Annotated in this window: 9 protein-coding genes; 1 reads left to right on the top strand and 8 read right to left on the bottom strand. The window is 38.1% G+C overall.

Annotated elements, in window-relative coordinates; all coding sequences use genetic code 11:
- The first annotated feature begins 9 nt into the window (after positions 1 to 9).
- Positions 10 to 198, top strand: coding sequence for a hypothetical protein (locus tag I6758_RS09265; protein WP_196604979.1), 189 nt, complete (start codon positions 10 to 12; stop codon positions 196 to 198).
- 494 nt (positions 199 to 692) lie between these two features.
- Here the strand turns inward: I6758_RS09265 and I6758_RS09270 are convergent, their stop codons facing one another.
- The 8 genes from I6758_RS09270 to msrB form a co-directional block, all read right to left on the bottom strand.
- The gene (locus I6758_RS09270; RefSeq protein WP_196604980.1) at positions 693 to 3,800 is read right to left on the bottom strand and encodes a type I restriction endonuclease subunit R; all 3,108 of its coding nucleotides are present in this window, start codon (positions 3,798 to 3,800) and stop codon (positions 693 to 695) included.
- Positions 3,797 to 4,966: an AAA family ATPase gene (locus I6758_RS09275; protein ID WP_196604981.1), complete on the bottom strand. Its 1,170-nt coding sequence runs from the start codon at positions 4,964 to 4,966 to the stop codon at positions 3,797 to 3,799. Before I6758_RS09275 ends, I6758_RS09270 begins: the two co-directional genes overlap by 4 nt.
- 1 nt (position 4,967) lies before the next feature.
- Positions 4,968 to 6,149: a restriction endonuclease subunit S gene (locus I6758_RS09280; RefSeq protein ID WP_196604982.1), complete on the bottom strand. Its 1,182-nt coding sequence runs from the start codon at positions 6,147 to 6,149 to the stop codon at positions 4,968 to 4,970.
- A complete protein-coding gene (locus I6758_RS09285) occupies positions 6,150 to 7,700 on the bottom strand; it encodes a type I restriction-modification system subunit M (RefSeq protein WP_196604983.1) in 1,551 nt (516 codons plus the stop codon). It abuts the gene before it with no gap.
- A gap of 89 nt (positions 7,701 to 7,789) precedes the next feature.
- On the bottom strand, positions 7,790 to 8,746 hold the full coding sequence (locus I6758_RS09290; protein WP_196604984.1) for an AEC family transporter: 957 nt from the start codon (positions 8,744 to 8,746) through the stop codon (positions 7,790 to 7,792).
- 200 nt (positions 8,747 to 8,946) lie between these two features.
- Positions 8,947 to 9,561 (bottom strand): hypothetical protein, encoded by a 615-nt coding sequence (locus I6758_RS09295; RefSeq protein WP_196604985.1) that lies wholly within the window; start codon positions 9,559 to 9,561, stop codon positions 8,947 to 8,949.
- A gap of 10 nt (positions 9,562 to 9,571) precedes the next feature.
- A complete protein-coding gene (locus I6758_RS09300; RefSeq protein ID WP_196604986.1) occupies positions 9,572 to 10,432 on the bottom strand; it encodes a sirohydrochlorin cobaltochelatase in 861 nt (286 codons plus the stop codon).
- Positions 10,433 to 10,595: 163 nt separating this feature from the next.
- On the bottom strand, positions 10,596 to 11,069 hold a 474-nt coding region (msrB, locus tag I6758_RS09305; RefSeq protein ID WP_269140344.1), incomplete at its 5' end, for a peptide-methionine (R)-S-oxide reductase MsrB.

Consider the following 11,069-nt stretch of genomic DNA (forward strand, 5'->3'; position numbering starts at 1 on the left):
GATTTGACAATGACACTCACAGGAACAATATCAACGTATGTTATATCAGCTTTACTGCTGGCGGCTTTTCTGTACGGACTCTACCATATATACCGTAATTTTTTCAAGGGAGAAAGTTCCTGCTGCAGTGAAGGAAAATCATCTTCGTGCGGTTGTTGCAGCTGCCATGAGGAAAAAGCCGATCATAAAACAGTTTGAGAAAAAACAGATGCCGCATTAATGCCCCTGTGGCAATAATGACGTTTGCAGGTTTTAATAGTTGCCGTAGGATTTTAAGTCCTACGGCTTTTCTCTTAGCCTAAACCTTGCCCACAAAGTTGAAATAGATATCGTCTTGGGTACAGTTTTTCTTCTTTCACGGCTCGGAACATTCATGTACTACGATCTTCTCGACAAACTCACGTACAATTTTTGGGGGTCAGCTTCTGAATATAGATGTACCTGTACCTGTCCATAACTGCCAGAAAGCGGTCGGCATTCAACATAGTGTCTTTTAGGACGGATTTCCTGCTTCAGCTTGCCCAAACGCTGGGTAAGTTTCTGCCGTTCTATTGTCATAGCTTCCAGTCAATGCCTTGGTCGTAGCAGGCAAAGAAAAAGCATGATGAATGCCACGAAAGTATCATCACGCTTAAGGAGTTGGAGAGATAAAAAGGATGACTACTTGTTGTAACAAAGTCGCCACAGTTAGCTTACAATATGCCACCCACACCTTTAAATTTTTCTATAAAAGCAGATATTTTTTGAAAAACGGTTTGTTTTTTCATTAAATATTTAGGGTTAAGTGGGCTCATTTTAGGAAGTACTTCATTTAGTTCTGTTCCGTTTTCGCTGGCGTATTCTTTTTTTAATGAAGTGAGGAGGTACCGCTTTGCGGCATCTTGGTTAAGCTCTTCGGCATGAATTAATTCTTCCGCCTCTCGTTTTTGTTCAGCTTGAGCAAACGAGAAAAAGGCATCTATGATACTTACCTTGTCTGAAAATTTATCTAAGTCTGTTTGATTAATAAAATCGACCATCAAACTTTCTTTTGCACGATTACCTACACTGGAGCGAATCAAACGACGAACATCTTCCACCAAGGTTTCTTTGTCTTGTGATTTTTTATTTTTCTCAAATATCAGTTCTAGAATATAATCCAGATTTATCTCTTGTGATTTTAAAAGATCAACCTCAAAGACAACATCATCCCAATCAACCGAAGATGTTTCCTTTTGCTTCCCGGCGCTTTCCCTGCGGAGCCAGTCACGAATATCATTATAGGTGGAACGATAATCTTGAATTGTTCTTTCTTCCGGCATTGCTATTTCTTGCATAGCGGCGATTTCTTCATCGCTTACATAGCGGGTAGCTTTGAATGTTTCAACGGCTTGAGGGTCTTCTAAATTAACCGATTGCAAAGCTTTCAAACTCGCAAACTCATCATAGTTTTGTAGTATGTTCTCAACTCGCAAATACTCTCCAAATAGCTTAGAAAAGTCTTTTTTATCCTTTTCAGTTACGATTTTATCAATATTAGGAAAACGTGTGCTTAACTCCTTGACCACTTCTACATAGCCGCGACGGGCTTCACCAGTGGTAATGTCGGTAAAACCTTGCATATACTCTTTATAGCTTTTTTCCAACACAACATTTTTTGTATTTGTATCTCCAAAGAGCGTAATGGCGTCAACAGTTGCTTTTTCCAAATCCCTAAAGGTAACAATGTTCCCAAAAGTCTTTGTTGAGTCGTATATGCGGTTGGTTCTTGAAAATGCTTGAATCAAGCCATGGTAACGAAGGTTTTTGTCGACAAATAGTGTGTTCAAAGTTGGGGCATCAAAACCTGTTAAAAACATTCCTACCACAATTAAAAGATCAATTTCCTGCCTTCTAACTCGGTTTGCAAGGTCACGATAATAGTTTTGAAACTCTTTGCTCTCCACTCCAAAATTAGTTTTAAACATAGCATTATAATTACTGATAGCGTAAGTTAGGAACTCCTTTGCGCTGCTATCCATGGCTGTGGGCTCAAATGTTTCATTAACGATTTCACCAATTGCATTTTGCTCTTCGTTGGCGGCAAAAGAAAAAATGGTTGCAATTTTTAAAGGTTTTTCGCCTTCCTTTTGCAAGCTGTTTAACGACTCATAGTAAAGCTTTGCTGCGTCAACACTACTTACAGCAAGCATGGCATTAAATCCTTTTGCCCCAGCATGGGAACGATGGGTCTTTACCCTGAAATTATTAAGAATGTACTGAGAAATCTCTTTGATTCTTTCAGGATGAAGTAACGCTTCTTTTGTTTCGGCGGCGGTCAGCTTTTTCTCATCTCGCTCCATTTCAATTAATTTGAACTTAGGGCGAACATCGTTATAATCTACTTTGAATTTAAGCACCTTTTCATCTCTGATTGCATCAGTGATAACATAGGAATGTAATTCACGCCCAAACACTGAAGCCGTAGTTTCAGCACCAAGAGCGTTTTCGGGAAAGATAGGAGTGCCGGTAAATCCAAACTGGTAATATTGCTTAAACTTCTTATGAATGTTTTTTTGAGCTTCGCCAAACTGTGAGCGATGCGCCTCGTCAAAAATGAAAACGACTTGCTTCTTGTAGATGGGTAAATCTGCTTCGTTTTTAATCAGATTATTTAGTTTTTGAATCGTAGTTACAATGATTTTATTATCATCTTTTTCAATGTTGCGTTTTAGCCCTGCGGTATTTTCAGAACCATTCACACTATCAGGCGAAAAACGCTGATATTCCTTCATCGTCTGATAATCCAAATCCTTTCTGTCTACTACAAAAAACACTTTGTCTATGAAATCTAGTTCAGTAGCAAGCCGTGCGGCTTTAAAGCTTGTAAGCGTTTTACCGCTGCCGGTGGTATGCCAGATATACCCGCCGCTTTCATTCGTTCGCCATTTTTTGGCGTAGTATGAACTTTTAATCTTCCACAAAATTCTTTCAGTTGCAGCAATCTGATACGGGCGCATAATAAGTAAATTGTCGCTGATATCAAAAACAGAATAGTGCAGCAGCACACTGAGCAATGTATTTTTTTGAAAGAAGGTTGCGGTAAAATCCTTCAAATCTTTAATCAAGGTATTGTCTGACTTTGCCCAGTTCATCGTAAAATCAAAACTGTTTTTATCTCGTTTCGTAGTGTTAGCAAAATAGCGGCTATCTGTTCCGTTGGAGATTACGAAGAGCTGCAGATACTTAAACAGAGAGTTTTCCGAATTAAAACTCTCTTTGCTGTACCTATTTACTTGATTAAACGCTTCTTTGATGGCAATTCCACGTTTCTTTAATTCCACTTGAACCAAAGGAAGGCCATTGACCAAAACGGTAACATCGTATCGGTTTGCATGGGTTCCTGTTTGTTCAAATTGTGAAATTACTTGCAGCTTATTTTTGGCGATATCTTTTTTGTTCACCAGATAAATGTTTTGAATATGTCCATCGTCAAAAACAAAGTCATAGATATAATCGTTATGAACTTTACGTGTTTTGTCAATATGGGTATCACTTGGTTTATCCAAGTATTCTTCGCAGAACCTTTTCCATTCTTCATCACTAAACACCACATCATTAAGTATTTGCAGCTGCACTCGTACATTCTCAAGCATTGTCGTAAGTGTTGTTAGTTTGGGTAAATACTCATACCCTTGACTAACTAAATCTTGTATAAATTCTCTCTCAAGAGATGACTCTGTCTGATAAACTGCAGCTACTTCACGTACAAGTGAATATTTTTCATATTTATCTAAAACAATAAAGTTATTCGATTCAGCAATAGGTTTATAATCCGTCATATATCTCCCTCCCAATTATGAAATTTGTGATTCTTCTTAATTTCCTTTAATAAGAATGCCAAAACTCTTTTGTCATTCTCTGTTAATTGTACAATCTCTTCAGCTGAGTGCTTGGAATGGCTGGAAATATTAATAATTCTACTCTCGTAGGGATCGGTTTTACCATCTGCTGTTTTAGGTAAAATTTCACCCCAGTTTTCGTAGCCCAAAAATGTTGAAGTTTTTTCCAAAATGTTTCTAAGAAAATTAAAATGATACTTTTGAACTTGTCCTGTTTTAATCGCTTTTTCAATCTCTGCTTTTAGAAATAGATGATAGGAAAATGGGGCATCGTTACTTTGAGACTCTAAGTTATATTGACCATCTTCATCTTTTTTTAGAAAGTATTTTTTAAACGCCGCCTTCTTGAACTCATTATGTAGTACGTTATAAAAGAGAGGATTGTGGGTGGTAATAAGGAACTTCAGGTCAGACTTACTATTTTTTATCAGCTGCGCCAAATTTACTGCCAGTTCTATCAAGTGGTTATCATCTAATGAGCTTACGGGGTCATCTATAAATATATATTCTAAATGGTCAAACTGATGTGTCTCCCTTTCGCTTGCATCGGGAACATTTAAAACATCAACAACTTGTTCAAGCAGTGAATAAAAAACACTCCAAACAAAACAGCTTTCTTCACCTTTGGAAATTTTAATATTATCTGAACGCTCGTCGTTACCTCGTTCATAGGAAAAAGTTACTTCTGTAAAAGCTGGTATTCTTCTTTCTCTCCCGCTGTCCTCAATGGTGTACGATGCATTAAAATGTGGAGTTAATTTAGCATCGGTGTAATGTTGGAAATTTTCAATGATACGACCATCTTGCCCTTGGTCTTCAAAAATCCATTTTGTGAAAATGTTGGGTTGTATAATTAGCTTCGGTTCAATATCATTTGTTAAATCATTGTCCCAATAGAACAAATCCTCGGTAAAAGCATTATAGTAAATGATTTTCTTACTAGCTAGCCCCGTATCCTCTGTTTCTGTATCGCTTTTAGGTGCAACCAATTCTTTAAACTCTCTGGAAAGCCTTGTTTTACCTGTTCCGTTAAAGGCATAAATCAATTGAACTTTTTTGTGATTATTTTTTAGATCCTGTGCGATTTCATTTAAAGTTTTCCTCATACTACACCTCTAATTCAACCCTTGGAAAGGTAAGCAGCTTATCACGGTAATATTCGTACTGGTGTTGCCGTGCTTTTATCTCGGCAGGTAGACCGTTTGAGATATCATTGCAAAGGGTATCAAAGCGGTCGAGGATGTCCACGATGCGTTGTTGCTCGGCTAGAGGTGGTAGAGGGATTTTTAACTTTTCAATATCGTTCATATGCAAAGCAACATTAGCGCCACCCTTCATCAATGGAACCAATGTATAATCTTTAGTCTGTTCAAAGTAATAATACAAATATTTGGATAAAACCTCTGTTTCGTTTTTTATAATTAGAGCACATAGTATATTTCCTAACGCAAATTTTCCTTCTTGATAATATACATGATTTAAACTTGCAACACCATGCCCCCTTGATGATACTAACGGAATACACACTGCCTTAGCATCAAACTGATATGAATCACAAGATTTCCTTTCAGTTGTGGTGACCACCATAGGGTACTCACCGGGGATAGCTTTTTGAATGGGGGTTTTACCTTTTTCAATATAGCAGACCTCTTTTATAGAACTAACGCCATTCGTTTTCGCATGATCGAATAGTAAAGTACTATAATACTGATATTGTTGTTTTCTCGCTGTAAGTTCCGCTGTAAGTTCCGCTGTAAGCTCTGTGAAATTGTCCAAAATACGGACAATTTCTTCTTGCACAGGTAGTGGGGGAAGGGGAATGCGAAATAACTTGACTTCTTTTCCTGTAATAGCTGGATAACTAGCTCCCTTTTGCATTGCTTCAACATACGTTTGGAAATCAGTTGTGCTAATGATATGGTAAATATAATGTGGTGTAATTTTATTTGTGATTGGCCGCAAAATACAAAAGCCAGTACTACATATCTGACCATCAAATTCTTTTGGTATCGAGCAAAATCTCTGTAAAGTGGGGCGAGTTGTAGCGAATATAACGTCATCAACCTGTACTATTTGCTGTGCTCTGCTTGGAGCACTTGAAGCATCGATTGTAGTGGTCTCGATTATTCGATGTTCTACACGATCAACAGAAGTTAAGTCAATATATTGAAAATCAGAATCTTGTTCGCCCCATTTAATGTTGTAAGTGGATTGACAGATTGATCCCAAATCAACAAACTCCACCCCATTGGGGCAAAGCTCATTGATAAGTTCCTCCAATTTGCTCATTTACCTCACCTCGATTTCTGCAATAATCTCATCAATCTCAGCACGAAGCTTATCAATTTTTGCTACTGTTGTTTTGATTTCTGCGTTTAACACGTTGATATCAATTACTTCTCTTGTGTCCTTTGCCTCTACATAAGAGCTTACAGAAAGATTATAATTTTCTTCAGCAATTTTATCCTTATCGACTGACTTTGCCACATAGTCAACATCTTCTTTGCGGTCAAACATTTCCAGTATTTTTTCAATATGATCTTCTGTTAAAATGTTGTTATTGGTCTCTTTTTTGAAAAAGTCTTCGCCGCTGGCATCAATAAACTGTGTTTTCGTATCGCTTTTGTGCTTTGAAAGGACCAAAATATTAACGGCGATTGACGTACCAAAAAACAAGTTTGGTGCGAGAGAAATAACCGTTTCTACAAAGTTATTGTCGATCAAATATTGTCTGATTTTTTGTTCTGCGCCGCCACGGTAAAAGATACCTGGGAAGCAAACGATAACCGCACGCCCTTTGCCGGAAAGATAGCTCAGTGCATGAAGCACAAAGGCAAAATCTGCTTTAGACTTTGGTGCCAGTACACCGGCCGGTGCAAAACGATCATCGTTGATAAGGGTCGGATCCTCACTGCCAATCCATTTAATAGAATATGGTGGATTGGATACAATGGCATCAAAAGGCTTCTCGTTGCCATATTGGGGGTTTCTTAAAGTATCTCCTAACGCAATATTAAATTTGTCGTAATTGACATTATGTAAAAACATATTCATACGGGCAAGATTATATGTTGTATGATTGATTTCCTGCCCAAAAAAACCGTCTTCAATGATATGAGCATCAAATTGTTTTTTCGCTTGTAACAAAAGCGAACCGGAACCGGCTGCCGGGTCATAAATCTTATTGATTGTCGTTTGCTTGTGGATTGCTAATCGAGCGATGAGTTTAGAAACACTCTGAGGGGTAAAAAATTCGCCTCCTGATTTACCTGCATTGGCAGCATAATTAGAAATTAAATACTCGTAAGCATCGCCAAAGAGGTCAATCTGGTTATCTTCAAACTTACCAAAATCAAGTTCAGCAACGCCTTTGATGACAGCGGCTAAACGATTGTTTTTATCTTTTACTGTATTTCCCAATCTGTTGCTTGTTGTGTCAAAATCAGCGAATAGACCTTTGATATCTAATTCAGAGGGATAACCATTTGCCGAGCTTTCGATAGCATCAAATATACCTTTTAATTCGGTATTTAAGCTCTCATTTGTATTGGCAGTTTGGGCAATTTTAGAAAATAATTGACTTGGGTATATAAAATAACCCTTGGTTTTGATTGCATCCTCTTTGATTTCTTTAATTATGATATTATCATCAAGTTCTGCATACTTGACGCTTTCGTCTCCACCTTCAATATAATTAGAAAAGTTTTCACTGATAAAACGATAAAAAAGTGTTCCTAAAACATATTGTTTAAAATCCCATCCATCTACAGAACCACGGACATCGTTCGCTATTTTCCAGATTTTAGATTGCAATTCTGCTCTTTGTGCTGCACTTGACATATTTATTCCTCCATACAGCTATAATATTTTCAAATTTCGTAAATATATCCAGGTTAATACCCGTTGCTTTCCTTTTTATTGCCTTATGATCAACCATTATAAACAAATAGATAAAAAACCGGAAAAACGACAACAAAAAAAATCGCCGTAGTAACCATGAATATAGCAGTCGATATATTCGTATTCAATTTATAAAGCTGACTTATAGCAATTGAATTTATTGCAGCAGGTGCGGCACTGATCAATGTCATTGTATTTACAAACATCTTATTATCGCTGATCCAGAAAAAAACTAAATATGCCATAAAAGGTAAAATTATAAATTTTATCGGCAGCATCATAATCGCTTCCCGTAAATAAATTTTCAGTGAGGAAAATTTAATAAGAAAACCGATTGGCAGCATACCAATCCATGCGCCTATATGAACCAGTGAATCGAAAACAGGAGAAAAGATATCCGGACGCGGCACATGAAATAACGAGAGAAAAAAACCGATTATTACTCCTATCAATGCCAATTGGTTCCAGCTGACAAGAATGTCTCTCCATTGCGGGCGAAAATGTATATTTGCTGAACGGGATCTGGAAAGCTGGTGATAATAACCGGCCATTGGGATGCAGACCAAGAGAGTGAATACATTTTGAAAAATGGCAACTGCCTGTACATAAGCAAACCCCATTTCACCATACAGGACAAATCCGCAAAGTCCAATAAGAGTACCAATATTGGAAAGATAGCCTGTGAGCAGAAAAGCTCCTTCGGAACGGGGATTTTTGATGTGTTTAGTCAATGGGTACGATAAAAATCCCGGAATAAGACAAACAACGATACCGTATATCGGTATAATCAAAAAGTCTGCACCAATATCCATAAGCCAAAAACTTCCAAGTGCCAAGATTGTGGCGACGACCCTGATATTGACTTTAAGAAGCATATTGCAGGTTTCCATGCTCATCCACTTTTTTTGATGCAGCAGATACCCAATCATAAGCGGGAGAATGAGATCAATAAAAATATAAATTATACGAATATTTGACTGCTCCATTTAAAGACCCTTCTAAAAAAATTTATCCGATACTAACCCGCTCTAAGACTCCCGCTTCTGCAAGCGGTAAGTAAAGAGCGGTTAAGACCCTGGATAATTTTGACTACTATTCAGGCGGCATCAAAACGCCGTCTGAATTAAGTCTCCATTTATATCTATTATCAATAATAATGGATACATCAATATTGTCTGCGCGATTTTTATTTTACACATTTAATTTTTTTTGCTTTAACGCCGGCTGTAACCTTCTTAAAGAAGCGATCATTTATTTCCATAATCTCATGATCTTCCTGTCCGTAAAAATTAACCCTTCCGGCAGCAATACTACGCCCCGGATGAACCGGTTTTTTTATTTCCTGCCAGTAAAAGGCTTTTTCATTTTCCTGGCCCTTATTATCATAATAAATTTTATCTTCATCATCAGGCTTTTCCGAACCATCACATGCACTGAAATTTTGTTTGATCTGCTCTATGAAAATCCTGCACATTTTCTCAGGCATGTCTAATGTTCCTTCTGTATCTGCGCTTTCACCGTTATAGGCTGCTATGAATATGGCTTTGCCAAATATAATATGCTTTTCATCAGGTGAAGGGAAACGACGGTTAGGTTTCATCCCAAGCACTATACTGAGATCGTTTATCAGAATGAATAAAGATATTCCCTCCTGTATCTTAAAAAATTCTATCGCCCCATAGTTTCCTTCAAGTACATCCCGTATTGCTTCCTCATGTTTCAGTCCTTCTGTCGGCAAAAGCAGTATTTCCGGTTCTTTTTCCGGTTCAATTAAAATGGCATGCATTCTATTCTCTTCCATGATGGCTCCTTTATAAAAATTTTGCAGGGACTGACAGCCCGTTATATGCTTCTTCCGCTCTTTTCAGAAAAAATTTGCATATAGCTTCACTTTCTCCCAAACCATGAAGATGCGTCTTTACTTCAAACCCTTCTTTTTCAAGAATTGCCTTGTGCGAGTTACCGCTTTCACCGGCCATATCCTGGCAAACATGTTCCCCCGCCACTATCATGAACGGAATAAGTAAGATTTTTTTATGACCTTTTTCCTTCAGCTTGGGAATAACCGCATCCAAATCAGGATAACCATCCACCGTATATATATATGCGTGATTTTTCCACAGTCGTTCAAGTCTGTCCTGAATTACAGAATAATAAGCATTTGCCGGGTGCAGTGTTCCGTGCGCAAAAACCAGAACAGCATCAAAATTCTTGGAATAAATTTTCTGCTCCGCAAAAAATTCCTGAAAAACATTCTTAACATCATCGGCATGCGTTTTCTGCCCCATCCAATATAAAAGCGGTACTGCCAGCGTTATCTTTTTAAATTTTTCTTTATAAAGCTCAAATACCTTCTGCTTATATGCATATTCAATTCCGGGAATGATATCAAGTGTTATGACAGCGACTCTGGTAAACCTTTCCTTTAAAAGTTTTTCCAGTGCTTCTTCCGGCGTGTCATAAAGAATTCCTTCCCTTTCTTTTATCCGGCGTATAACAATATGTGATGTAAACGCAACAACTATTTTTTCTCCATCATATGCGGCTCTTATTTTAGCCGCTATATTCTCAATTGCAGCCTTCCGAGCCTGTTCCTGTGTCGTGCCAAAAGCTATTATCAATATTGCATCTTTATCAGGCAGTTCCTGCAGTGCCTTTGTCTGATGCGTCATAATGCCTATTTCAGTGGACTGCCTGCGCGCCTGTGTCCCGCCATGATATGCTGTATCAGTTATCTTTTCTTTAACCAGAATAATGTTCCTCCTTGATAACTATTTATTTCTTATTGAAGCAAATGTATGATATCATTAAAAAAAAATCGTGTCAAACAGATGCTCATATCATTTTGATATATCTGCCATATCCTTTTTCCTGCATCTCTTCAACAGGAATAAATTTCAATGCAGCGCTGTTCATGCAATATCTGAGACCGCCGTGTTCCTGCGGTCCATCAGCAAACACATGTCCGAGATGGCTGCCGCCCTGCCGGCTGATGACCTCTCTTCGCTCCGCAGAAAGGCTTCTGTCTGCACGTTCGTCAACAGCGTTTTCCTCTATCGGTCTGGTAAAGCTTGGCCAGCCTGTACCCGAATCATATTTATCAGCAGAGCTGAACAACGGTTCGCCTGTCACGATATCCACATATATGCCTTTTTTATGACTGTTCCAATATTCATTATTAAACGGCGGTTCTGTTCCGCATGACTGTGTGACCGCATATTGTTCCGGCGTCAGCGTCCGCTTCAATTTTTCGTCAGAAGGCTTTTCATAATAATTCTGCCCTGCATTATTATGGCTCTTTCCGACGTC

Source organism: Pectinatus haikarae (assembly GCF_015732185.1).
GTDB classification, from domain to species: Bacteria; Bacillota; Negativicutes; order Selenomonadales; family Selenomonadaceae; genus Pectinatus; species Pectinatus haikarae.

What these genes read in the sequence shown, in the direction of transcription:
- I6758_RS09265 (WP_196604979.1), top strand. Translation starts at nt 10, where the DNA reads ATGACACTCACAGGAACAATATCAACGTATGTTATATCAGCTTTACTG.
- I6758_RS09270 (WP_196604980.1), bottom strand. Translation starts at nt 3,800, where the DNA reads ATGACGGATTATAAACCTATTGCTGAATCGAATAACTTTATTGTTTTA.
- I6758_RS09275 (WP_196604981.1), bottom strand. Translation starts at nt 4,966, where the DNA reads ATGAGGAAAACTTTAAATGAAATCGCACAGGATCTAAAAAATAATCAC.
- I6758_RS09280 (WP_196604982.1), bottom strand. Translation starts at nt 6,149, where the DNA reads ATGAGCAAATTGGAGGAACTTATCAATGAGCTTTGCCCCAATGGGGTG.
- I6758_RS09285 (WP_196604983.1), bottom strand. Translation starts at nt 7,700, where the DNA reads ATGTCAAGTGCAGCACAAAGAGCAGAATTGCAATCTAAAATCTGGAAA.
- I6758_RS09290 (WP_196604984.1), bottom strand. Translation starts at nt 8,746, where the DNA reads ATGGAGCAGTCAAATATTCGTATAATTTATATTTTTATTGATCTCATT.
- I6758_RS09295 (WP_196604985.1), bottom strand. Translation starts at nt 9,561, where the DNA reads ATGGAAGAGAATAGAATGCATGCCATTTTAATTGAACCGGAAAAAGAA.
- I6758_RS09300 (WP_196604986.1), bottom strand. Translation starts at nt 10,432, where the DNA reads ATGACGCATCAGACAAAGGCACTGCAGGAACTGCCTGATAAAGATGCA.